The sequence below is a fragment of the Pedobacter sp. P26 genome (assembly GCF_050632135.1).
GTDB lineage: Bacteria > Bacteroidota > Bacteroidia > Sphingobacteriales > Sphingobacteriaceae > Pedobacter.
In genome coordinates this window covers 1879910-1902270 of sequence record NZ_CP192574.1, presented here as the reverse complement: position 1 = coordinate 1902270, position 22361 = coordinate 1879910, and the positions used below count along the sequence as shown (strand labels likewise).

Genomic DNA, 22361 nt, shown 5'->3' with positions numbered 1-22361 from the left:
GTTATCGAAGATAATTGGAAATGTCCATTTCATTTCCAATTACTCTCCCATCTCTATGTAACTCAAATCCTGAAATCATTTCTTGATTGTAAACAGCCACTGTCTTAGGTGGCCAAATGAGTGGATCGTTTAATTTATCCCAATCGATACCAATATCCTCCGGATAATAATCCCAGCTCATCCAGGCCCTTTCATTTATCATGAGGGCATCATAACCCAAAGCCTTACATAGATATTCATTTCTATTTCCCTCCCACTCCGTCCCATGACATAATAGATCCGCCGACTTATAGAAGTCTGTTAATTGATCATCGTCTCTAAACTCAAGATACCGCTTAGAAACTCCCGCGCGCAGCAAAACACCCCGGACGCGATTTGCATCCAGGGCATTTTCAGTATCAAGTATACTGGTATTTTTATGTAGGGAAATTTTATACACCTTAGCAAACCCTCGATTTTCATATCTGACTTTTTCCATCAATATAGATTTTTGCAATACAAGATGTGAAAAAAGCATTGCTGCATCTAAGCTTACTGATGTATAAAAAGCGTCACCAAGGGTGAGACTGTTCCAGCCCACTCCTTTACCAGATTGAATATTTACTTTATTCCCGATCAGATCAAGTGAGCCATGGTAAAGGCTCAACAATTCTGGCCTTAAAACCTTTTCCATAAAATAATTAATTTTTGATTACCCCCTTGACTATCAAGTTTATTTAACTTTTCCATCAAGGTCAGGTGCTTCAGGTTTCAGATCTAGAGGATAGTTAGCGGTGAGTACTTCGGTCTTGCTTTTCTGCTTTCCACCTTTCGCATTGACCGATACTTGTTGTTTTATAGACCATTGAGACCAACCATATTCCCTTGAATACTTCTCGAGTAAGGGCGAGGGATATGAAGAAAGTAGGAATTTGCCTTTAATCCTTGCTAGCAAAAATAGCAGAGCATCGAAGTCCTGCTCAGAATACCCATCGTAATGTCCACAATCTGAATTGTAGTATGGAGGATCGCAATAAAAGAAACTATCAGGCGTGTCTCTACTGGCAATAATATAAAGCGCATCTGCACATTCTATTTGACAATTTTGAAGTCTGATCGCCATTTCTTCCACAAATCCTTCCTTCTTTGAATTGATTTTCTTGGTCGTTGTGTTGTTCGATTTATCGTATCCCCAACTGCTGTCAAGTTGCGAGGAAAAACTCTGAGAGGAGGTGAGCCATACTGCCCATGCCCTTTTTATCTCTGAGAACATATCTGGATTATTGTAGATTACAGATGCTTTGCGGTGAAGGTCCCGACTGTGCAGTGAAATTCGGATTTCCTTTTCCAAGGATGTAAAATCATCTTTAGCTACCCGGTAAAAATTGATCAGTTCTTTATTGGTGTCATTTATTACCTCAATTCTTGAGGGTTCTTTTGCGAAAAACACTGCTGCCCCGCCAATAAAAGGTTCGCAATAAAGCACATGTGAAGGGATTACGGAGACAATACGTTTTGCTAGCTTTTGTTTACCCCCATAATAACTTATGGGGGTTCTTAATTTTAATTTGGTCATAATTCTTAATACAAATCGTCAATCGTTAAATCGACTTTCTCACCATTGACAACTATAGAAACCCTGCATTTTATGTCTGGGATTCCCATGCTTTCAATCTGAAACCGTTTCCCGTCAAGGTGATAAAGCGGATGATCATTGTCTAGATCTAGGACTACCCAGCCCCTTGCACGGATGCGTTCTATCTTGGCTAAGAGCTTCTTCATGGTTCATTTTATTCCTAAAAATTATCTGCCAATTTCTTCGTTCTGGGTCACTTCAGTGGTCTGATTTCCCTCCCAAGGAAAACGTTCTTCCTGCTGCTGAGCACCAATCTCATTTTTATGTGAGGTAGTTTGTTCAGGTTTCGATTCAGTATTTCTTTCTACTTCTTTATTTGGAAATATTTCGTCCTGGCGGATGATGGTCATGTTTTTATCGAAAACATCAAGCCCTTTAAACTGGGGGTTTGCGGTAATAAATACCTGAACAGCTTTTTTGCCAACCATCATTTCAGCCTGTGCTAAATTCCCATTCTTAAGCAGCTTGATCATATTATCTTTTGCAGAATCTGCTAAGCCCTTAAATGGATATTTATCGATGGCGTTGGACAGGTCAAACTTAAATTCAGGGTAGAACTTTTTTAGGGGATGATTACCGTAAGCATCCTGAACATCAAGATTAAGCTTAAACCAAACCTTCTTCTTTTCTGGCGTTTCTCCATTTTCTGCCTTGAGGTAAACGTCTCGTTCAATCGCGTTACCCGATAGAAGCTTATAGGCCTGCAAGGCGGTTATACGGTTATCTCTTTCAAGATCAAAGACCTGTCGGATTGGAACGGTATTACCTGCCTTGTTCAAAGTAACTTCATAATCGTTAAGAAAATACATGTCACTCTGTTTAGAGCGGCTGAAGTTTAACATGAACTTCATCTGGTCGGCAGCCATTGCCGGATTTCTTTTTACCTGGGAAGGCAGGTACGATTGGTTAATGCCCAAGGTAAAGGCAGGAAGTTCCCTGGAAATTGCGGATTCAAGAACATCATTAAGTTTTGATCCGAAGCCTAGATAATCAAGGCTTTTCTTTAGGTATTCTAAATTATTCTCATTCATAATCAAATAAAAAATGGTTAAAAAATCAAAAAAGGCTAAGTTGCTGTTCTGGCTGGGGTGGCTCATAACCGTTTTCCCTGGCTAGGTGCTCGCCTAGTGAAACTGCTAGTTCTGCAATAGACTGGTATTGGCAATCGGTCAAAAAAGCGGAGAAAAGAAAATGGGAGCGGTACCCGGTTGAAGATATTACATGGGAATCGGACCTAAACTCTAAGTGAACAACCATAGGTTCCTTCCCATCGTCTCTTTTTTGGGGCCAATGATAAACGTAGTTCACATTTACATCAAAGCCAAACACCCGGATATCGATATTAAGGTCTTCTTTAAAGATCTCTGGGATCATGAAATAAATTTATGGTGAGTATTTTAGGCAACGTACCTCAGTCCTGAATCCGCTTATCAGGCAGAAGCGGTGTAATGAAAATTTGCAAACGGGGCAGGAAAAACATTGAGATTTAAATTCAATAAGCACCCTATCATCCGAAATCGAAAAAGACGCATCCAATTGCTTGATCCACAAGGAAAACCTACAGGTCAGCACGGAAGCAAGCAAATCATTGCCAAGGCAGGATATAAATCTGGCATTAATAAAAATAGAGCTGATATTAACAGCCGTTTGCGGCTTCGGGCAATTTCCGATAGCCACAAAAGCTGCCTCGCCAAATTTGAAGCTTCCAGCTATTGATATATTCTTTTGTGCATCGGTTTTGCCATAAAACAATAGGACTTTAGTTATGCTAATCTCAGGAAGTCCCTTTGGAATGCAAAACTCAAAACCGTTTTGGGTAATCCATTCTCTATCCACGTTTTATCGCGAAATCCCATGACTATAACCCCTGCTATATTCACTTTTTAATTCAGCGAGGTCTTTTTGCAAAAAGCCCGCATTGACATCAATACTTCCATTTTTTTGCATCCCTGCAAAAGCATTTTCAAATCCTATGGTAAATGGGGAAAGCTGAATATCAGCATCTTTTATTGAAGATATATTTTCTATCAGAAACCCTGCATCTTCCCCAAGATAAGAAACAATAAGGGCAGCTCTATTTGCGATTATCCCTTTTGGCTGTGAAGCCCTATACTGAATAATAGTTCCCTCGGTTAGTTCCACAATACTTCCGAGTGCAAATTCTTTCTGTTTTTCTGCGTTCAGTGTTTCCCCGTTTATCTTAATAGGAACTGATAGTTTGGAGGCGTCATAAGAAATGAATTCTTTGGTTTCACCATCATATTCAAACACTATCGTCCTGTCTGTCCCATCAGAAAACCTGATGGTTTTTGCCATATTAGGCTGCTCTCCACTGATCATCAACCGGGATTCCTCCTCTGATAAGTCCGGCATAAGTTGTGGCTCTTTATAAATAGGGTGCAGTTTAATTTCCTGAAAGTTGTCTTCATCGGTGTGCAGAGAAAGTTTTGCATCCAGGCTGTCGATCACAAAAGCTTCACTGACCAGATCCCGAAGGTTGACCATGGAAGTTCGTCTTCCGGAAAGCAATGCAGAAAGATCTGCATCGCTTAATAAATGCTTGTTACCATCATATAATCCCAGCCTGGAAAGCTCTGCTATCGGCAGTGCCTCGTTTATCATTAAATGTTTCATCAAAATTTTGTTTTATCTGTTAGCACTATACAATGGCGAGTCTCCATCTAGATTCTTCCCCGAACCATTAGATGCAGTTCTTACCTGCTCATTCGTCATTTCCCGCTTGAGATATAAAAGGGAAGCATATAGTTTATCGCCTTTGCTTAAGGTGAAACTGTTACCAAAAAGGCTTTCCTGCATCTTCAGCCTTCCCTGTTTTAAATGCCCGATCACTTCATAGACTGATCCATTATAAGGAATTTTGTCACCGGTGGTAAGATAAACCGGGGGTTTACCTTGTGGTAGACCAGTTGCATGCATATGTTCTTGCTCTACTGATTTTTGCTGCGCTCTTTCAAGATCCATGATATAATTGAATATACGTTCAGCATCCATTGAGGCAGAAAAATCTCAAAGGGATTATTTTCCAGGATTTTGATCCAGCTTTCTACATATGCGAAATGCTGCCCCGGATCATGGCCTATACCCAGCTCTTGCCCCATGATCATGGAGGCGATCTCTGCCCTTAACTCCTCTTTTGCATAAAGTAAATCTCCGAAGCTATTGCCCATATCCCGGTTTAAACGTTCTGGGTGACCGGTCCAATGACCCAGTTCGTGAAGTAGTGTGGCATAGTACTTATGATGCTGCGAAAACCAGTCTTTATAGGGTAAGGTTATCGTGTCATTTTTCGGGCTGTAAAAAGCTTTGCCTGAATACTCATGCAGGATTTTAGCACCAGAGGAGGCAATCATTTTTTCTGCCCGTTCATTGGGCTGCCAATCGACACCTGGTATTTCCCGTTCCAGCTTCGGCATTCCATCAATCTGGGCAGCATTAAAGACATAAGCATTTCTGATGATGGCATGGCGAAGCGCAGTAGTTTCCTTGATTGGCTTTCCCAGCTCATCATGCATAACCTTTCCCGAGGCATCGCGCTTGGTACGCTCATCTGTGGTTTTAACAAACTGGATAAGCATTGACTTCTCTCCTTTTCTAACCTGCATCCCACTTTCTTCTGCTTGCCTGTAGGTCATCCACCTTGGATCGTCCCTACCTGCCATTAACAGCGACAGCGCATTAATACCTTTATATCTTTTGCCGCTTTGGAAATTATAAGGTAATAGGAAGGGCATCCCACTTGCGTCCCAGGGAATCTGCCATGGGGCAGTTCCTGCCCTAAGTCCGTCAATCACCTTTTCGGCAACCTGCACATGAAGAGGCTTCTGAACATCTTTTTTATCCATCTTCAGACTCCTCCCTATCGGCAAAATCTATCCCATAGACCCAAGCTTCATCGAGATTGAGTTCAATCTCCTCCACCATGGCGAGCAGTTCCAGCTTTTGCCTTAATGTTAAATGGGCTGTACTTTCCATAAATTTCACTTGATTAATTTTCGATGTCGCATGGAGCTGAAGGATGAGGAGTATGGGGTCAATGTACACGCCCTCCATGCGCAGGCTAAAGTGCAGGTGTTCCCCCGTCACTCTCCCGGTTGATCCGGTAACCCCTATAAGTTCCCCTGACCTTACCTCCTCTCCAGTATGTACCAGTATTATGGAAAGATGACCATAGATGCTTTCCAGTCCTGAATGATCAATCCTTACAAATTTCCCCAGGATGGGGTGAAAACCGGTCTGGGATACCCTTCCTGACAAAAAAGAAAAGACCGGTTCATTTCTGGCATGTAGATCTATTCCTTTATGAAAATCAGAACGGTGTGTGAGGGGATGTGTCCGTTTACCAAATCCGCTATTTATTTTCATCGATTGTAATGGCATAGAGACCTGGGCTAGGCAAATGGCAATAGATGCAATAGATGCAATAGACAATAATATCCCAGCGACCCAAATTTTAGCGCTCAAGGGAAGCGTCATCACTGATTTCAATACTTTGGTTTCGGGAGATGTGCTCTTCAAGAGAAATCATACTTCTTTTCATCACTTCTGGATTTTCTATTGCGATCTTTAGTGCAGCAGAGGTATGGCCATAGTCTGAATATTCCTGTTTCATGTTTATGTCCAGCAATTCCTTAAAAGTATTAATATCCATCTCTTTTACTCCAGTCATAATATCCTGATAAAGCTCATTTTTATCCCTTAGTACCAAAAGTGCGTCTGTAGAATACTTTCCTAAAGGCCCACCGCCAAAACCTACACTAATGGTGTCACTTTTCAGATCAGCCATTGCAATGACCCCGATCTGCCCTTGTCTGGAAACAGGGTCGACGGTCAGCTCGGGATGTACCACCACAAGCCTGCCTGTTAACTCTTCCATAAGAATTCGTTTAAAGTTTTAAATTGGTTATCTATCGTTTTATGCCACCTGCCATTGAAGCTTTAGGAGGTTCCTGTGGTCTGGCTGAGGAAGCTTCTGATTGATTTTTTTTAACTATCATCAATACTTCATTGTTGATGCGCATGAAATTTTTCCGGAGAGTCTCCTCCTTTCTCCCTCCGAAATCATAATAAATGGGCATAGCTGGATAAGACTTTTCTTCATTAGCTATCGCTTCCATATCCAGGTTTACCCTACAGTGGATTGCCGAGGTCTCGAATTTTCCGGTATATTCTTCCACTGCATCCGAGGCCAACATGCCTACGAGTTCTCCCGCCTTTAGTGAGGCAATTTTTCCTGCAGGGATCAGGGGTTCAAGTTTTTCCGATAGCGAGAGTGAAGTTTTCGTGCGGTCTATTGATAGACTTTCAGAACGCTGCTTTACTTTACCAAAAAGCCGTTCAAGCCATTCCAGGGTATCTTTGTTCCGTACTGATCCTGAAAGTACGTTCCCTACAACAGAGGTAATGGTAGTTGCTGTATCCTTTCCATATTGCTGCTGAAACTGCGGGAGTTCTTGAAGTCCCATAAGCACCGCAACTTTATTCGATCTGGCGGTAGCGATCAGATTTTCGATCCGATGCACGAAAAGAGTGGGAACCTCATCAATAATCAATGCAGATGGCAGGTTTCCTTTTGAATTGATTAACCGCGTTAGCCGGTTCAGTACTACTGAATAACATGCAGAATTTATATTCTGGGTATTGGGATCGTTGGCTAGGACCAGCATGGATGGCGCATTCCGGGATGAAATCTTAAGATTGAAATCATCTCCTGAAAAAACCCAAAACGTTTCTTTTGTGGCCAGTCGGGATATAAATACTTTTAGTGTCCCAATCTGTCCCTCCAACTGATTGAATGCCTTGGCCTGATAGGCAGTTGCAAAGGGAGAAAGTAAGCTTTTGAGTTCTGGATTGGAAAAAAGCACCGAAAATATCTGCTCATAGCTGCAGTTCAAAAAGGATAGCACATGTGGAAAGGTGGAATATCGGCCTTTTTCATACTGAGAGAAGAAATAGATGCAAGAAGCTAAAAAATTAACGGCGCTCTGGGTAAAAAACTGGTCGCTACCTCCTGATTTATCTCCTTTTTTTAATGCTTCTACTAGAGCTTCAGCCGTCTCACCTGCGTCTGCCAGTGTAAGAATATAATCCGGTCTTAGCACATTGATTCGTCTGCTTTGCTCGACTGATGTGAGATTGATCACATGGAAATCAAAGCCTGAAAGCCTTCCCTGCTTCTTCCCAAGTAGGTAGTGATAATAGGCAATCTGGCCAAGGTCAGGAAATTTAAAATCATAACAGCATACGCAGAACTCCTTAGCAATCACCTGACGGATAAAAGGCATGACGACACCAAAGCTCTTGCCTGAACCAGGGGTCCCGATCAGAAGAGTTCCGCGAAAAATATTCTCAATGTTAATGAATCCCGCATGCACTTTTTCCCGATAATAGAACAATGTGGGAATGGAAACTGCAAATTTCCCTTTTACCGGCTTCCTTGCCTGCATAAAAGATTCTTCCTCAGTATTCCATTTATCTTTACCCAAGTTAGAACTGATGATCTTGGAAACATTGTCCATCGCAACGTGGACCAATATGCTACCTACCAGTAAAAAAGATATGTAACCAATGTCTCCCCAACTGGTGAGGTAGATAATATTTACCCCAGTATTCCCGAAAAAGTATATGCTAAAAATCATCGATACCAACCCAAAAACCAGGGGATAGATAATGGATGTTTTTGCATTCAGATCCTTTTCTTTTTTACTTAAAGTGCCAATTGAGACCAAGGAAATGAGTAAAAAAGAAAGAAAGCGGCTATAGAACGGGTGCTGATAGACGATGATCCTGGACATGCGGATAAGAAACCTACTAATTCCAAGTCTTTGGGCATAATCGCCTGTGATCAGTTTGGGAGCATAGATGAACATCAGTACGTCCAAAAACAGAGCAAGATAAATTGCAAACTGAAGAAAGCGGTGAAGGCTTTGTTGTTCCTTGCTTTCTTCCATAAAACCTCATTTAAAAAAATTAGAAATAAAAAAACCGCCATTTTGGGGCGGTTTTTTTTATATTATTATTAAGTTTTTTGGCAACCTGTTATTTACTTCTTGGGCAATTTAACAAAAACAGAATTTTTTGCCATTTTCTTAAGGGTATTATTGAGTGTTAAAATCTTCATATCCTGCGCAACAAGATCTGAATCATGCGTAACCATTGTTGCCTCATGGGCCTTGGCTAAAGAAATATAAAGATTATCGTTAAAATCGGTAACTGCAGGAGAAAAATCCAGCATATCTTCGAGTTTTGAAACGGGGCACTTTACCACGTCAATAGCATCTGCATAGGCTAAAAAATCAGATTTAAACTGATTGAAAACTACAACGATCTGAGCGCTTTTGCGAAATACATCTTTGTAATAGGCATACTCACCTTTTCCATAACTTTGTTTAAGGTGTGCTTTGTTTGATTCTATTTTTAACAGTCTATTGAAAAGTTCACTAATCTGAAGTGAGGAGGTAATTATCCGCGAGGTTCCTGAATTTACAGCTATTGAATAGACACTGTTGAAAAAATCTATATAGGTTCCCTCAAAGGGTTTTCCATTCGTCACTCCCAGAACATAGATCCATACGTTGGTATCAAAGAAATAATTTCCCGGCTTAGGAGTTGGGTGAAATGAAAGGTCAGAAATATCTAAAGACATACTTAAGCAAGCACGGCATCAAGCATGGTGCGGTAATTATCATTGTTTTTGATATTATCGACTACCCATTCAAGTTTGGTTTCGTAGGTTGCTAAATGATCGGTATTGGAAACCTTTACTTTTTTAGCAAAAAAGGACATTCCCTTTTCAACCATTATTTTTCCAAAAGACGCATTTAAAAATTGAGTGGTGAGAACTTTAACCTGAGCAAAGCTAACCTCTACCCCATCTTCTTTTTCCAATGCTTCAATGATAGCTCTATGCAGTTTCAACCCATCTTGGTGAAACATTGCATTGGGACTATTAAGTATTTCAAAAACAGAAATTTGCATCGTAGATTGATTTAATATTTAAATATATACATATATACGTATATATTGGTAAAAATGTTTGTAAAATTTTAATTAAAAAAAGTCTGCAAAGGTACAGAAAATTATCCGCTTTAAATACCTTTTATAAAAGTGAATTCTTGTTAAATACCAGATGTACAGTACTTCCCATAAATTCCTGTTTTACATCAGCAATCTTATCCGGCCTGGCAGTACTGTCCGCATGACTGGTATTATAATAGGCATCTCCTGTAATGATATGAAGGTGGCCATCATGGTTTAGAAAAAAGTCTCTCATCTTGTTAAGGTGTATCCCTCCCGGTGCATCCAGTTTGGTAGTATTCCCTTCAATGGCCCAAAGAACCGCAGCTCTAGCCGAAGAAACCTCCCCTGCAGTCTTATTTTTAATCTTGGGAAGGAAACCCTTGCCGAGATCAGTTACGGTGAATATAACACGTCCCAATTTTGGATAGTATTGTCCGCATACGAAAAACGGGTATTCCGTTTCGCCATGAAGATTGATATTGCAGCAAAGTTCAGCGAGATAGTCTAACAATTTCTCGGTTGTCGCCTCTGAAAACCCGGGCATCCCATCGTGAACAAGGAGTTTTTCAAGAACATATTCAATAAACCCATCTTTATCATCGGGCATAAATGACTTAAAGGGGATTGTGCTTCCCTTATTGCTTCCACTCAATTTAATGGCATCAGTATTTATCAGGCCATTTTGAAAAAGGATGGGAAATTTTTTGTTTACATCCTCAAAACTAATTGAAAAGGTAAGGCCGTGCTCAATATTCAAACGGTAAAGGGCTGCTCCGAGCATTGCGCTCATATTGCCATCGATCCATTCCATCTCCTTTATCCCGATGTTGATATTGATATCATTGTATACCCTGGCACGTTGATAAAACCGTTCAATCTGCATCAGACCGGAAACATTGGTGTTGATCCGGCTATCGCTTAATTGTATGGTTTGGTTTATGGTTGGTTTTAATATCTGCAAGCTGAGAGAGGTTGTTAACGGCTAAAGTTATAAAATTTAACCATATAAATTAAATCCTAAACATTACCCTTAAAGTTGCAACCAACGGTTATCCCCTAGATCAGATGGTGTCGGCATTTAAAATGTCGGAATAATGGATGGACAATTTAAGATTTCTGCCGGAGACCTGCTTTTCCGAAAGTTCAATATTGAATACCTTATTACCTGGAAATGTTGCCTTCTTTAGTATGTAAATATTACGGAAGGAACTTTTGAACTGCTCGAAGGGATAAAGGCTAAAGACAGGCTTCAGTTCGATGGACTGCACATTGGTTGATTTGTTTACTTTCCGGTCTTCGAGTTTAAACCTCAGCTCATCTACATCAAAAATGAGGTTGGTGGCATTTTTAAAACTCAGGTCTAAAAGAACACAATCACCCAGTGTAAAAACCCTGTTCAGCGTCATGAATATTCCATATCCTGTTGTACGGTTTACATGTTCCTTCCTGCGCAATTTTAGGATCGAAAGTGCATTGGCTTTCAGCTCAGGGGTCGAAAGCGATGCGCCAGATATGTCCAAAGGCCTCATGTACTGCGGAAGGATCTCAACCTGGGAGGAAACATATTCAGATTTCTGCGAGGGCAGAAAACATAGCCTGAACTGTGAAATAAATGTTTCCCCAACAATGGTTACCAGGCCCGCCTCACCGCTGGAAAGAAGGGCAGGAATGGAATCGGGGGCAGCCTTAACCCTAAGAATATTTTTTTCGGGAAGGTCTCCGATCAGCGAGGGGCTGGAAAGGTCTACATAAGAGATCTTTTCCGGTGAAATAAAATGAAGGGAAACAGAGCCAGAGATACCAATAACAGGAATTTCAGAAACAGTAAGCGTTCCGGTCTTCTGGGCAAAAAGTGTCATTGAGCACAGTAAAAACTGTACAGCTAAGATAATTTTTTTCATAAATTAATAAGATTGTTGTTTTCTTTTAAGCTCATCGGGATCGATGAGATAGACTTGGGTATTGTACCTGATTTTGACCTTGTTGGATCTTATCAGCTTATTGACCGCTGTGGTTGTTGACTGGAACATTTTAGAAAGTACCCCCATCACCAGTTGGTTGTTATTTTCCGCCTGCTGTTGGATGGATATCCCTTGTGAGGTAGAACCGCCAAGATCCCTGGTAAATTCCCTGAAGGCAGAAGAGGGAACATAAATCCCTGCAAGTCCATCATTATCATAAATCTGAAGATTTATTGGAAGGACGTCCCCACCATAGAATACTGATGAGATAGTAAGAGAAACCCGTTGGGCAGAAAATCCCGATATAGTAGCGTAAAGATAAGTGCCTTTGCGGATCATAAATTTCCCCGCCATAATATCATCCAAAAGCCTGATGCGCAATCTCGAACCGGAAAATCCGGTAATATCCTGATCTATTATTGCAGAGATTGGGCGTTCATCCTCAGAAGAAACTATGGTATTAAAAGCCCCCAAACCGGCATTGACTTTTTTTACCGCTACTTTCTTTTTACTTTTTGCCTCCTTTTCGGCAATTTCTAAAAGGCGTTCCTTTTCCCTCTTTTCGATAGATGAAGGATCATTCGCTTTTCCCATACTGTCCACCAAGGCCATCTGAGCGCGAAAGATCTGCATTGGGTCTGCCGGCTCTTTTTTTATTTCAGTTTCATTTAGAACTTGGCTGTTTTGCTTGATCTTTGACAAGGCAAGGACCAGCGCCCTGTCCTGCTCGGTTCTGGATGAATTTCCCCTGTTATCATAGCTTCCAAAATTTTCGTTGTAGGGAGGGCTTCTGTTCTGTTCAGTGGCTGTGGCCCCATATTTTCTTTTCATTACCTGATCTATGGAATCAAGCATCCGCTTTTCCCTTTCATTATAGGAAGAGCTTACCTGGGCCTGCGCCCTGGTTTCATCGGTAATACTTCCCACAGCAGTATACCCATCCGCCTGTTTGAACTTATTACGGTAAGCATCAAGCTTTCCTGAAAGCCCTTGTTTCTTAACCTGATCGGATACCCCGGCCACGTTAACCTGAAGTGAATCTTTTCCAAATACCAGTTTTCCCTCTTTGCCAAAACTAGTTTTGTAGATATAAAAGAAAAGCAGAATGAAAGGAAAACAGACGATGGGTAGCGCATATCTTGGCTTTTTGAGATCTATTTTTTTCATAAGAGTTATTTTATTTGTTTCTTTTTCCCATTTTTTCAAGCCCAGCAATCATTTTGGCCATCAGTAGACTATCCGCAGAAGTCAATGAATCTTTGGTTAACATTGAATTGAGTGCCGCCCTCATCTCCAGTGTTTTTTCTAGGCTGTTTACCGTAGAGCCAATTTCTGACAGGCCATTTCCAATATTGCCAATGGCTTTTTTTCAAGATCCGGCTTTTGAGGCCTGGACCTGAGCAGCGTAAAACACAGTAGCAGGGAGAAAACCATTAACAGGACCATCGCTGAAAAGATGCCTTTTGGATATTGATTAAAAAAATGGAAAGAAAGCGTCCTGAAACGGTCAATTTGCCCTGCGAACTCATTTTTCAATTCGGAAAGGATGGTTATTTTTCTCATTGGAATGCATTTTTTTCTGTAACTAAAAGATCCCTGTTTTCTAATGTTTTCCATCTGGTGATCAGAACCGCATGTGGGTTATTATCAGACCTGGTTTCCAGATCGGTCAAATTTCCCTCGGTGATAAGTGATCTGGTAATGGTTGAACTCCTGCGGTCTATTTTCTGGGTGCCATAATAGCGGAAATACATGCGTTTCTCGTCCAAAGAAATAGAATCGGTACGGATGGTCAGTACCGCTGAAGAAGAAAGAATAGAGGTAAAAAAACCTTTTTCCTTTAAATTATTGTACTGCAATGCGCCGCTTTCATCGATCAGGTACATGGCCTGTTTCATCTGGTATTCAATAAATTTATCATCCGGTACGAGCGAGAAAAAAGTGAATGGAATTTTGCAATATGTGCCCGGTATTCTGCTGCCCTGTTCAACTGCACATCGGTCTGTTTTGCCATAACAGGCGTTCCGGAGGGATCCAAAATATAAATGCTCTTTCTGGAGTCCCGGACATAACCATAGGCAAAAAAAGAAACAATTGCTACCACTACTGCGCAGAGAATAAAACTGCCTATGGAAATCAGAGTAGCCAGGCGGATTTTTGATTCGATATTTTTGATCATCATCTCTTCTATCCTCCCATTATTTGTCCTGCAACCCTGGTCATACTTGATGCTCCCCTACCCATAGAACTTGCTGCAGATGAAACGCCAGATGTTGACACAATCCATGTTGAAATACTCGGAACAGTTAACATGGTCAGTGCGCCTATGATAAAGGTTACGATTACCATTCCAAAAGACAGTATCCCATTACCGGCAAACCATCCCAGTTTTTCAAGACTGGCCTCTCCAGTACCAATCAACTCCTGATAGCGTGTTATTTCTGCTTCCAATGCATAGTGCTGAAAAAGCGATGCCACATACATCACCAGATAGGCTATTCCCGAATAAAGGTTTACAGAAATAAATCTTGCCACCCAGGTGGAAAAGGAATCCCTAAAGGCAGGGAGAATTGATAGTGCTACCGAGAAAGGTCCAAGAATAATCAGAATGGTTGAAAAAATAATCTGGATAATGAATATGATATAGGTACATACCCTCAATATCCATATCGCTAATGTCTCCAGTAGTGAAGTAGCAAGAAGCTGAAGTCCAATCTGCAAACGGTTTCTCATTTCAACAACAGGCTTCCATACCTCTGAGAATCCTTCTTTTACCGAAGAGCTTACCGATTCCCATGCATTTTCATACCAGGTATCAGCTTCTGTTTTTGCTGTTTCTGTTTCAGCCTGGAACTTTAAAAGCTGATCGGAAACTTCGACCATCAGCTTTGCCCGCTGGAGCCTGAGATCATTGATCTCTGCCTGGCTCCCATCGAACATAGCCGAAGTCTTCTGTTCCACAACATCTGTCGGATAGGCAAGGACACGTGTAAATATGCTCCACCATAGAATCACCATAGTCAGCCCAAAAGGACGCAACAGTGGCATAATCTCCAATTGCTTGTCCCCAGAAATCATTTCATAACTTTTAATGGCGAAGAATATCAGCATAAAAATCGCAGCCAGTGCCTGCGCATCAGCGATAAAGGCATCATAATGGGTCCAGATCGTATTTTTCATTTCATGCAAAAAATGCATCATGCCTTCCTCATAGACACCGTTTCCCTGAAGAAAATTAAAGGTATCCTTAAAAGAATCGGGAACAGATTGCACAAAAAAACCGGCAGTGCCGGTGAGGATATTTAATAAGGCCATATCTAAAGTTTTGTTTTTTTAAGGATATCATTGGCGATCTGGATATCGGTCTTTCTGACGGTAACATTAACAGGATCCCCGTCCCTTAATTTTTCTGTGGAGGATCGAATGGAAAGAAAGGTTTTCGCCTTTGATTTTTTCATCTCCCAGTTAGCGATCAGTTTTCTAAACTCGCCCAGCATTCTGTGATAGGCCATAATCCTTGAACCCCGGTCAACAGTAGTGGAACGGGCCATTTCCAGTCTTTCCAGAAGCGCATGGCTTTCTTCTTTATACCAGTCCAGCAAACCGCTGGAAACCAGATACTGTCTTTCAGAAGCAGATAGCCCTGTTAACAGCTCAGAATCAGCTTGATTCAACAAGCCTTCAAATTCATTCCGGTAATACATCAGCCATAAAGGATCTGCGAAACTCAGCGCCGAAGAATAATTTGAAGCTTCGCTCAATGCGGTATTGCGCAAGGTATCGGCATGCAACTTATAGAGGTTGTCTGTGTTCTGCATAGCAGCGGCAAACATTAACCTTTGGGTCTGCGGTCCGGCCGGTCCCAATGGCCGCAGGTCACTTTTGGGATAATTGGGATGCAGCGCCCAGGTGATCCAGTATTCTGGGTTTAACCACAGAAAACCTGGCTTTGGGGTAAACTTATCCCTATCCCATTGTTTGAAGACCATGCGTTCCTGTTGATAGATAATGTGTTTGTCCGTTATTTTTTTTGTGCATTTACTAAAAAACCAAATACGCAAAAAAGAAACATCACTAGATATTTTTTCATTGTTTTAAAAGTTTTGATTTAAATAGAATATCGTCCGCTGTGCGCAGATCCTGATTAATAAAATCCTGATATGGATTCAAAGAATGTAATAAGCCATTCATTTTTGCCCAGTACATAGATTTTTTCATGCTGAATACAAGCGCGCGGATGACGCGAAGTTCCAGAGCAATCTTTTTTAGCAGCGCATCCCGCTTTTCAAAGTCCATCAGCACATTTTCGCCCTCTTTTAGTACAAAAGATGAAACTTCTGAAAAAAGCCCTATCCCCCTGTTCTTTACCTGTCTCGCAACGTCTTCGGCAAAAAGCAAAAGGTGCGGATCTGACCTGGCCATTGCTAACATTCCGTTACTTTCCAAAGTGATTTCCGCTACCAGATTTCCAATCTGTCTTACGGCAATGGCACTTTTTAGCCCTTGATCTACTTCTCTTAAGGAGGAGAGTATTAGCGACTGAACCATTACCACCGCGCCCAGATTTACATTAATATCTGAAAGCCTGTTATTGATTGTATTTTGATAGTTACCGTAGGTATTTTCAGCAGCTAGGCGGATTGTACCATTTTCATTTACAATCGCAAAATGTCCGCGATCGAATACCAACCGTTGGGCCTGGACTGAAAAGGTTAGGGCAAGTAATAATACCATTGTGATGTATCCTCTCATAATTTTAGTTTTTAAGTACATCCTTTCTTCGAAGAATACTTTCTACCATTGCCTTATCAGTATTGATAAAATCTGAAAATGGGTTAGCTGCCTCCAGAGCTTTCTTTCTATTAGAGTAAGAAAGCGTAGCCGCAAGCCCACGGGAGGCACCAGCTATCTGGCGTAATTCGGTCAATACATGAGAAAAAAGCATCTTTCGGTCACTTTGCTTCATCTGGTTAATGTCACTGGTTGACAGGGCAATTCCATATAAAAAGTTCAGTAGCGAATATGCCTTATCTCCCATATCCATTTCTGCCTGAATTGCAAGAATGGATAATACCGGGTCATCTTTACAAAGCCTGAAAATAGTTTCCTGGCTTCGCGAGATATCATTAATAAGTGGGTATGCTTCAATCCCTACCTGCGAGGCATCAATTGCAAGGCTCAGTGTTTTAAACCTTGAATGAATATCCCTGTAGGTGTTTTTTAGCCTCACCATTAGTGTTTTATTTACTTCCTCATTTGCAGAGGCAACAAGCTGCCGATCCCTGGCATCAGTCTGTTTTCCGTGTTCGGTTTTGCTGTTTCCAACCAGTTGGTGTAAGAGTGTTACGTTAAGCTGGGCATGCGAGGAAAGGAAGATTATGGTCAAAGCAAAAAAAATACTATATTTTTCATTGCCTGAGCATTTTATGGTTTCGGATAATGTCATCAGCGATACGCTTATCTATATTGATAAATCCCGCATATGGATTGAGTGAATTTAATATACCGCGTTGTTTCGCCCAATACATTGAGCGGTACATGCCGTAAGCCACTCCACGCAAAATGGTGAGTTCGGTTACAATTTTGTTCAGCAGTTTGGCCCTTTCTCCAGCATCCATAAGGGCGTCTTTTCCTTCCTTCAATACGAAGGAACTCACCTCTGCTCCCAATTTTATCGATCTGGTTTTAAATTCCCTTGCCCCTGCTTCAGCGAATAGTAAAAGAAGTGGATCGGATGAGCTGATATTGACAGCCTTATTTACATCCTGCACAATATCCTGCGAAATCTCATAGATATCCTTTACCGAAAGCAGCGACCTCATCACCCCGGATACCTCTGAAAGGCCACGGTAAATAGTTGACTGCAGATCGTTTACAACGCCAAGCTGCCCGGTCACGGCAAGCTGGGCTCTTTGAACAAGGGTCAAATTGTCACTGGTCCTCGATAAGCCGCTGTTCATTACCCCGGCGTGTGCAGCTGTGGCAGCAGCTGTTGTTGGGTCAAGATATATCTGCGCTCTGGAAATCTGAACGAAAAGCGTAATTGATAAAAAAATGATTATTTTTCTCATAGTAGCATGTTTAATTATAAAGCTGTTGCATTTACCTTCCGGACAAAATCGGGCAATGAAAGACCACTGGATTTCATATCAGCGATGAACCGCTCAAGGCCCAGGCGGTAAGATCCCAGACGTGAGACATAGGATTCTACCGCGGTTTTTTCAGGTTTCTCTGTTGTGAATGTTAGATACTGAAAAAGGGATACTTCTACGCCATATACCTCACCTATACCCCCGCGCTTGATGTATACCTCTTTGAATTTTCCCCGCCCTGATTTATTTTCCAGTGCATTTACAGTAAAAATTTTCCGCTGTTCCGCATCGGGTAAGACGAGTAGTTTGGCTACCTGCTCATAATTTCCCTTGTATTTAGACTGGTCTAGCAGACAGATGGTATCAGAGCTTGCGAGTATGGAATCCTTGATAACCGCGTTCCCGATAATATCATTCAGTTCCTGGGTTACCACAATCGGTTCTCCCCAGAATTTCCGCATGGTTTTATAGAAGAATAAAAGATAATTGGCCATAAGTGGCGAAGCAATTGCTTTCCATGCTTCCTCTAACACCAGAGCTTTTCGCTGACCGGTCCTATGCCGCATTTTCTGGAGCACCAAATCCATAATTGAGAGCGTAACAATGGGAAAAAGGATCTTATTTTCTTTTATGGAGTCTATTTCATAGACTATAAACCGCTCAGTAAAGTCAGATTTATCTGAACTTTCATTCAGTAATTTACCATATTCCCCTCCAAGGCAGAATTTTTTAAGCACATAACGGTATTCATCCAGATCAAAGCTGATTTTTTCCGTTCGCATTATTTCGGCAATTTTTGCTACTGAATAATGGTAATAGGTATCAAAGCACAAGGCATATGCTGCATCGCCAAGAAAAAATCCGAGTAATAGGCAGAGAGCACATTTGAAAAAACCGTATCCTCAATCTGTGAAACATAACCTTCAGCCCCTTTTAAAAGCAGCCCAATCAGCGTTTTTAGAAAATCCTTTTTTTCAATATTATACTCTGACTCAGATATCAAAAAAGGATTCATCGTTATCGGATGCTCCTCGGTATAAGTGTAATATTTCCCTTTAAAATAACTGCAAAGGCCCGAATAGGAATGCCCAACATCGACAATTACGACATCATAATTATAGCCCAGATACTGCTCTAGCAAGCTGTTCATGAAAAACGACTTACCTGTTCCCGAATTACCGAGTACAAATTTTGAGCGGTTGGTGATCCTGCCGTTCTCCATGGGCAGATCTGCCAGATCAATTCCTACCGGGATTCCTCTTCTATCGGCAAAGCGCATTAAAAATGCCGAAGGCTCATCTGCCATCTGCCGTTCCTTATAAAAAAAGCATAATGCAGCATCTGTAGTAGTGAGGAACCAATCATATTTTTTAAGCGCTACTGCATTTCCAGGGAGCGCACTTCTAAAAAGCTCCAGTTGGTTATAGGCATTTTTTGATGGGATAATCCCCTGCTGAAATAGCGCAGCTTCAATGTAATTACAGCTTTTATCAAGTGAGCCAATCTCGGAGCACACCAGCATCGAATAATGGGCATTAACCAATAATTGATTTTCCCTTGCGACATCCACCAATAGTTTATCGATGTCCTCTACACACATCTGGTTAGCAGGGTCGGGCACACCGGAATGGCGCTTCCGCTTTAACTGAAGTTTGTTCAGGGTCATTCCCTGGCCTGGAACCTCTATCAATTGGTTATAGATCAAACATGATATCCCGGGGACAGAAGATAGAAAATGTAAATTATCCATTGGAAATCCCTCTAATCCCTTTCCGTCAGTGAGTTTTAAATAAGGGCCAATTGATTCCGGCAGATCAATAGCATCTACATCAACAAGGCTCATGCAACGCACAGCCCTTTCGCCCAGCCCAATTTCATTATCTCCTGACCGAAAATTGTTAAGGGAAAAATGCTCAGCTGAAAAATCCATTGCCAGCATTCTGGCTATGTATTTTTCTATCTCCACCCGGCTTAGCATTTTAGGCGATATCGATGCCCCTTTAAGCAGTTCGATGATCTTAGCAACATCGGAGAGAAAACCCATGAAAGCCTTCTTATCGTAAACATACATTGCCCGTCTTTTCACCTGACGGGTGATAATCAAAAAACTGGAATGTTCGATATATTCCCGGCCTGAAAAATGCTCATCATATTTTTGTTGCAACCATTCGGTTTGCTCCTTTGGATAATAAACCTTCCTCGAGAAAATATCTTGCTTCTGCATGATATAGCCTTCTCCGAGAATCTTAACTACATTTAGCAGTAAACGATGAAAATCTTTATATGCCTGTGTATTTCGGTGAAAGTGACCCCTCTGTTTCGGGCCAAACTGGCCACCAAATTGATTACCGGATGATGCACATCTAAGTTCCTTTCCCTCCGAACAAATATACACTTCGGATCCAAATCCATTTTCCTCAGGACTTTTCGGTTTAATCCATCTTACTGCCGGATTTATCCTCAATTCAGACCTTTCTAGCGATCAAAATCCATTCGCAGGTACTGGAACGCGTAAAAAACGCCATACCCCTTCAAAACAGCGAAGTGACCGTAGTCATCCCGAATAGTAGATATGCTCCCAGGAGCCTTTATTTTATGCAGAAATTGAAAAATTATTCCCGAAAGCCAGTTGCGAAAAAAGCTGATCGAAAGATCAGAACGGCCAGTTTGCCCCGAAACAGGTGGTCACTTTAAAGCGAAATGGGGTGACAGTTTAAATGCGGAACGGCTGGCCATTTTTGCCGAAATGCCCATACTGATCTCTTCCGCTGAATATTTATCTGTGCTCAGGAATGATAAGTATTGCGCTGCGTAGGGTAATAATTTATTGCTGTAACTGCCAAGTTCGAATCTGTAGCCCATTCGGAATACTTCATTCTCCTTATTTTCAATACTGATTACTTCTGCCATTCCGGCTGTTCCGAAGCTAAGATCTTTCTTGTAGTCCAGGAACTTAGGTTCGATTGGCTTTACGGAAGAGTTGATGATTTGCTTCGTAAAATTAGAAACCAGGTTTGAATTGGTGTTCACAGCCGTGATGATTGGCTTATCCACTTTTACAATCTGCTTTTCTTCTCCTTTATGTTTGTATACGGCCACATAGTTGTTTTTGAAAAAGTTCTTTGCGAATTCTACGATTTCATTTTTTGTAACCTTTGCCATTTCATGTATGGAGGATAACGTTTTGCCCCACTCAGTGCCACGATTTTTGATAAATGCATCCATTGTTGCCCCTGCTCGTATGTCATTGTTGTCATAGCTTTGCAGGTCTGCCAGCTTAATGTTGGCGATAGTGGCCTTGATCAAATCCTCATCGAAGCTTCCCTTTTTTATCAGAGTACATCAATCGATTCAATATCATATGTGGGGATTTCGGTAATAGTAGACAGCGGATTCCGTTCCAAACTGTACACCCGTAGATTAGCCCGACTTTGAGCAGGACATCTTGAGAAGAGTCTCAAATATATCCATTCCTATCAGAACCACCGCAAAAGAAATTTTGTCAATGCTCTGCCCCCCATCCGCACAAAACTTCACTCCACGGCATCCCGGATATGATTATCCAGCCAATAAAGCTGTTCTAGGGCAAGATTACATCCAAAAACCGACAGACAAAAAACTCCAGCAACACCCTTTCTAAAAAAACCATTTTTAAGCGCTTTAGCGCTCCACTGAAGCTGCCTTGAGTACAAAAAGAACCATTGAATCATGTTGGCTTTAAACAAACCCTAAAACCGCTTAAAATGAGCCGAGTGACTACTTTGAAGCGAGAACAGTGGCCATTTTAAACCGGAAAAAGTGACCACTTTGCAGAAAAACAAGTGGCCACTTTTGGAATAATCCCCACCAAAGGGCTAGAACAAGTTCAAAAGTCAGAATCTTGATAGACAAAGTTTTGCAAATTTTCTTTCATTTTTAACCATAGAGCTGGAACTGCCAAAAATTTAGCGAAAACCTGTATCATCCGGGTCCTCTTGAAAAATTAGTTCTTGAACAAATCGACCGATTAGGGATTGGATATTACCCAAATAATCATTGGAAGAAGCAGGAATTTGCGGCAGCACTTATAGCCAAAGTAAAGAAACATCTTAGCGCCAATATTACCATCTCAACATTCGATATTTATAACTATTTCAATATTAAAACCGATTATGGTGCTATTCAACAGAAATTTCCAATAAACGAAACGCAGAACATTGAAACCTCTTCTATTTACCAATCAATAATCGAAAAGCTTCGGACAAGCCAAAGGGTTGTTATGACCGGTGAACCGGGAATGGGTAAATCCTAGCTAGTCGAGAATCTTAAAAAGTACATCCTGCAATCCGAATTTCATTTGATCCGGCACCCGTGTTACACGGATCTTGGTGACCAGCACCAAAAGCTGCATATGCAAGTCAATACTTTCTATGCTAATCTGATTAAAGAACTACTTGAGATTTTTCCAAAACTCAAAGAGTATAAACGAAAATACTTTGCAAACGATCTGGAAGAACTTAATCTGTTACTATCTGAAGTTGATGAGGAGACAATCTTAGTTATCGACGGTTTGGATCATATAGAGCGGATTTATCGGTTTAGTAACATGGGCGAAGAAACTCCCCATGTCGAAATTGAGATTTTGAGCGCCATCAATGAATGACCCCGAAGCAGAGC

26 protein-coding genes are annotated in these 22361 nt (G+C 41.3%); 1 reads left to right on the top strand and 25 read right to left on the bottom strand.

The annotated features are described in order from the left end of the window. Nucleotide 1: 1 nt before the first annotated feature. The 25 genes from ACQ86H_RS08750 to ACQ86H_RS08630 form a co-directional block, all read right to left on the bottom strand. Complete coding sequence (locus ACQ86H_RS08750; RefSeq protein ID WP_431294524.1) at nt 2–673, bottom strand: hypothetical protein; 672 nt, start codon at nt 671–673, stop codon at nt 2–4. A gap of 39 nt (nt 674–712) precedes the next feature. Continuing rightward, nucleotides 713–1555 carry a DNA adenine methylase gene (locus ACQ86H_RS08745; RefSeq protein WP_431294523.1) on the bottom strand — a complete coding sequence of 281 codons (843 nt, stop codon included), beginning with the start codon at nt 1553–1555 and terminating at the stop codon, nt 713–715. Nucleotides 1556–1782: 227 nt separating this feature from the next. Further along, the gene (locus tag ACQ86H_RS08740) at nt 1783–2646 is read right to left on the bottom strand and encodes a hypothetical protein (RefSeq protein ID WP_431294522.1); all 864 of its coding nucleotides are present in this window, start codon (nt 2644–2646) and stop codon (nt 1783–1785) included. A 25-nt stretch (nt 2647–2671) separates the two neighbouring features. Continuing rightward, nucleotides 2672–2989 carry a hypothetical protein gene (locus ACQ86H_RS08735; RefSeq protein ID WP_431294521.1) on the bottom strand — a complete coding sequence of 106 codons (318 nt, stop codon included), beginning with the start codon at nt 2987–2989 and terminating at the stop codon, nt 2672–2674. A 465-nt stretch (nt 2990–3454) separates the two neighbouring features. Beyond that, the gene (locus ACQ86H_RS08730; protein ID WP_431294520.1) at nt 3455–4249 is read right to left on the bottom strand and encodes a DUF4099 domain-containing protein; all 795 of its coding nucleotides are present in this window, start codon (nt 4247–4249) and stop codon (nt 3455–3457) included. A 12-nt stretch (nt 4250–4261) separates the two neighbouring features. After that, entirely contained in the window at nt 4262–4597 is a 336-nt protein-coding gene (locus tag ACQ86H_RS08725; RefSeq protein WP_431294519.1) for a hypothetical protein, read from the bottom strand. After that, complete coding sequence (locus tag ACQ86H_RS08720; protein WP_431294518.1) at nt 4564–5478, bottom strand: ArdC family protein; 915 nt, start codon at nt 5476–5478, stop codon at nt 4564–4566. Before ACQ86H_RS08720 ends, ACQ86H_RS08725 begins: the two co-directional genes overlap by 34 nt. Continuing rightward, on the bottom strand, nt 5471–5998 hold the full coding sequence (locus tag ACQ86H_RS08715; protein WP_431294517.1) for a M23 family metallopeptidase: 528 nt from the start codon (nt 5996–5998) through the stop codon (nt 5471–5473). The genes ACQ86H_RS08720 and ACQ86H_RS08715 overlap by 8 nt, the downstream gene beginning before the upstream one ends. 88 nt (nt 5999–6086) lie before the next feature. Next, complete coding sequence (locus tag ACQ86H_RS08710) at nt 6087–6509, bottom strand: hypothetical protein (protein WP_431294516.1); 423 nt, start codon at nt 6507–6509, stop codon at nt 6087–6089. Nucleotides 6510–6540: 31 nt separating this feature from the next. Further along, nucleotides 6541–8583 (bottom strand): type IV secretory system conjugative DNA transfer family protein, encoded by a 2043-nt coding sequence (locus ACQ86H_RS08705; protein WP_431294515.1) that lies wholly within the window; start codon nt 8581–8583, stop codon nt 6541–6543. Between the two features lie 92 nt (nt 8584–8675). Beyond that, nucleotides 8676–9278, bottom strand: coding sequence for a PIN domain-containing protein (locus ACQ86H_RS08700; RefSeq protein WP_431294514.1), 603 nt, complete (start codon nt 9276–9278; stop codon nt 8676–8678). 2 nt (nt 9279–9280) lie between these two features. After that, on the bottom strand, nt 9281–9610 hold the full coding sequence (locus ACQ86H_RS08695) for an STAS-like domain-containing protein (RefSeq protein WP_431294513.1): 330 nt from the start codon (nt 9608–9610) through the stop codon (nt 9281–9283). A gap of 121 nt (nt 9611–9731) precedes the next feature. Further along, nucleotides 9732–10613, bottom strand: a complete 882-nt coding sequence (locus ACQ86H_RS08690; RefSeq protein WP_431294512.1) for a hypothetical protein — start codon at nt 10611–10613, stop codon at nt 9732–9734. A 100-nt stretch (nt 10614–10713) separates the two neighbouring features. Then, a complete protein-coding gene (gene traN, locus ACQ86H_RS08685) occupies nt 10714–11553 on the bottom strand; it encodes a conjugative transposon protein TraN (RefSeq protein WP_431294511.1) in 840 nt (279 codons plus the stop codon). 3 nt (nt 11554–11556) lie between these two features. Further along, entirely contained in the window at nt 11557–12780 is a 1224-nt protein-coding gene (traM, locus tag ACQ86H_RS08680; protein WP_431294510.1) for a conjugative transposon protein TraM, read from the bottom strand. A 392-nt stretch (nt 12781–13172) separates the two neighbouring features. Continuing rightward, nucleotides 13173–13511: a hypothetical protein gene (locus tag ACQ86H_RS08675; protein WP_431294509.1), complete on the bottom strand. Its 339-nt coding sequence runs from the start codon at nt 13509–13511 to the stop codon at nt 13173–13175. Beyond that, nucleotides 13508–13795 carry a hypothetical protein gene (locus tag ACQ86H_RS08670; RefSeq protein ID WP_431294508.1) on the bottom strand — a complete coding sequence of 96 codons (288 nt, stop codon included), beginning with the start codon at nt 13793–13795 and terminating at the stop codon, nt 13508–13510. Before ACQ86H_RS08670 ends, ACQ86H_RS08675 begins: the two co-directional genes overlap by 4 nt. A 5-nt stretch (nt 13796–13800) precedes the next feature. Then, complete coding sequence (locus ACQ86H_RS08665) at nt 13801–14928, bottom strand: plasmid transfer protein (RefSeq protein ID WP_431294507.1); 1128 nt, start codon at nt 14926–14928, stop codon at nt 13801–13803. A 2-nt stretch (nt 14929–14930) separates the two neighbouring features. Next, on the bottom strand, nt 14931–15602 hold the full coding sequence (locus ACQ86H_RS08660) for a hypothetical protein (RefSeq protein ID WP_431294506.1): 672 nt from the start codon (nt 15600–15602) through the stop codon (nt 14931–14933). Nucleotides 15603–15699: 97 nt separating this feature from the next. Next, a complete protein-coding gene (locus ACQ86H_RS08655) occupies nt 15700–16365 on the bottom strand; it encodes a hypothetical protein (protein WP_431294505.1) in 666 nt (221 codons plus the stop codon). 4 nt (nt 16366–16369) lie between these two features. Beyond that, nucleotides 16370–17059 (bottom strand): hypothetical protein, encoded by a 690-nt coding sequence (locus ACQ86H_RS08650; protein WP_431294504.1) that lies wholly within the window; start codon nt 17057–17059, stop codon nt 16370–16372. Next, the gene (locus ACQ86H_RS08645; RefSeq protein WP_431294503.1) at nt 17022–17684 is read right to left on the bottom strand and encodes a hypothetical protein; all 663 of its coding nucleotides are present in this window, start codon (nt 17682–17684) and stop codon (nt 17022–17024) included. The genes ACQ86H_RS08650 and ACQ86H_RS08645 overlap by 38 nt, the downstream gene beginning before the upstream one ends. A gap of 14 nt (nt 17685–17698) precedes the next feature. Continuing rightward, nucleotides 17699–18487 carry a hypothetical protein gene (locus ACQ86H_RS08640; protein WP_431294502.1) on the bottom strand — a complete coding sequence of 263 codons (789 nt, stop codon included), beginning with the start codon at nt 18485–18487 and terminating at the stop codon, nt 17699–17701. 17 nt (nt 18488–18504) lie between these two features. After that, a complete protein-coding gene (locus ACQ86H_RS08635) occupies nt 18505–19929 on the bottom strand; it encodes a helicase HerA domain-containing protein (RefSeq protein ID WP_431294501.1) in 1425 nt (474 codons plus the stop codon). A gap of 461 nt (nt 19930–20390) precedes the next feature. Continuing rightward, entirely contained in the window at nt 20391–20930 is a 540-nt protein-coding gene (locus ACQ86H_RS08630) for a hypothetical protein (RefSeq protein WP_431294500.1), read from the bottom strand. Between the two features lie 1165 nt (nt 20931–22095). Here ACQ86H_RS08630 and ACQ86H_RS08625 point away from each other — a divergent pair. Continuing rightward, entirely contained in the window at nt 22096–22347 is a 252-nt protein-coding gene (locus ACQ86H_RS08625; protein WP_431294499.1) for a hypothetical protein, read from the top strand. The last annotated feature ends 14 nt before the right edge of the window (nt 22348–22361 follow it).

What these genes read in the sequence shown, in the direction of transcription:
- ACQ86H_RS08660 (WP_431294506.1), bottom strand. Translation starts at nt 15,602, where the DNA reads ATGGTCTTCAAACAATGGGATAGGGATAAGTTTACCCCAAAGCCAGGT.
- traM (WP_431294510.1), bottom strand. Translation starts at nt 12,780, where the DNA reads ATGAAAAAAATAGATCTCAAAAAGCCAAGATATGCGCTACCCATCGTC.
- ACQ86H_RS08705 (WP_431294515.1), bottom strand. Translation starts at nt 8,583, where the DNA reads ATGGAAGAAAGCAAGGAACAACAAAGCCTTCACCGCTTTCTTCAGTTT.
- ACQ86H_RS08730 (WP_431294520.1), bottom strand. Translation starts at nt 4,249, where the DNA reads ATGAAACATTTAATGATAAACGAGGCACTGCCGATAGCAGAGCTTTCC.
- ACQ86H_RS08625 (WP_431294499.1), top strand. Translation starts at nt 22,096, where the DNA reads ATGCAAGTCAATACTTTCTATGCTAATCTGATTAAAGAACTACTTGAG.
- ACQ86H_RS08670 (WP_431294508.1), bottom strand. Translation starts at nt 13,795, where the DNA reads ATGATGATCAAAAATATCGAATCAAAAATCCGCCTGGCTACTCTGATT.
- ACQ86H_RS08630 (WP_431294500.1), bottom strand. Translation starts at nt 20,930, where the DNA reads ATGGATGCATTTATCAAAAATCGTGGCACTGAGTGGGGCAAAACGTTA.
- ACQ86H_RS08695 (WP_431294513.1), bottom strand. Translation starts at nt 9,610, where the DNA reads ATGCAAATTTCTGTTTTTGAAATACTTAATAGTCCCAATGCAATGTTT.
- traN (WP_431294511.1), bottom strand. Translation starts at nt 11,553, where the DNA reads ATGAAAAAAATTATCTTAGCTGTACAGTTTTTACTGTGCTCAATGACA.
- ACQ86H_RS08715 (WP_431294517.1), bottom strand. Translation starts at nt 5,998, where the DNA reads ATGAAAATAAATAGCGGATTTGGTAAACGGACACATCCCCTCACACAC.
- ACQ86H_RS08675 (WP_431294509.1), bottom strand. Translation starts at nt 13,511, where the DNA reads ATGAAACAGGCCATGTACCTGATCGATGAAAGCGGCGCATTGCAGTAC.
- ACQ86H_RS08720 (WP_431294518.1), bottom strand. Translation starts at nt 5,478, where the DNA reads ATGGATAAAAAAGATGTTCAGAAGCCTCTTCATGTGCAGGTTGCCGAA.
- ACQ86H_RS08725 (WP_431294519.1), bottom strand. Translation starts at nt 4,597, where the DNA reads ATGGATCTTGAAAGAGCGCAGCAAAAATCAGTAGAGCAAGAACATATG.
- ACQ86H_RS08700 (WP_431294514.1), bottom strand. Translation starts at nt 9,278, where the DNA reads ATGTCTTTAGATATTTCTGACCTTTCATTTCACCCAACTCCTAAGCCG.
- ACQ86H_RS08645 (WP_431294503.1), bottom strand. Translation starts at nt 17,684, where the DNA reads ATGAGAAAAATAATCATTTTTTTATCAATTACGCTTTTCGTTCAGATT.
- ACQ86H_RS08655 (WP_431294505.1), bottom strand. Translation starts at nt 16,365, where the DNA reads ATGAGAGGATACATCACAATGGTATTATTACTTGCCCTAACCTTTTCA.
- ACQ86H_RS08740 (WP_431294522.1), bottom strand. Translation starts at nt 2,646, where the DNA reads ATGAATGAGAATAATTTAGAATACCTAAAGAAAAGCCTTGATTATCTA.
- ACQ86H_RS08640 (WP_431294502.1), bottom strand. Translation starts at nt 18,487, where the DNA reads ATGCGAACGGAAAAAATCAGCTTTGATCTGGATGAATACCGTTATGTG.
- ACQ86H_RS08745 (WP_431294523.1), bottom strand. Translation starts at nt 1,555, where the DNA reads ATGACCAAATTAAAATTAAGAACCCCCATAAGTTATTATGGGGGTAAA.
- ACQ86H_RS08665 (WP_431294507.1), bottom strand. Translation starts at nt 14,928, where the DNA reads ATGGCCTTATTAAATATCCTCACCGGCACTGCCGGTTTTTTTGTGCAA.
- ACQ86H_RS08735 (WP_431294521.1), bottom strand. Translation starts at nt 2,989, where the DNA reads ATGATCCCAGAGATCTTTAAAGAAGACCTTAATATCGATATCCGGGTG.
- ACQ86H_RS08635 (WP_431294501.1), bottom strand. Translation starts at nt 19,929, where the DNA reads ATGCAGAAGCAAGATATTTTCTCGAGGAAGGTTTATTATCCAAAGGAG.
- ACQ86H_RS08710 (WP_431294516.1), bottom strand. Translation starts at nt 6,509, where the DNA reads ATGGAAGAGTTAACAGGCAGGCTTGTGGTGGTACATCCCGAGCTGACC.
- ACQ86H_RS08750 (WP_431294524.1), bottom strand. Translation starts at nt 673, where the DNA reads ATGGAAAAGGTTTTAAGGCCAGAATTGTTGAGCCTTTACCATGGCTCA.
- ACQ86H_RS08650 (WP_431294504.1), bottom strand. Translation starts at nt 17,059, where the DNA reads ATGACATTATCCGAAACCATAAAATGCTCAGGCAATGAAAAATATAGT.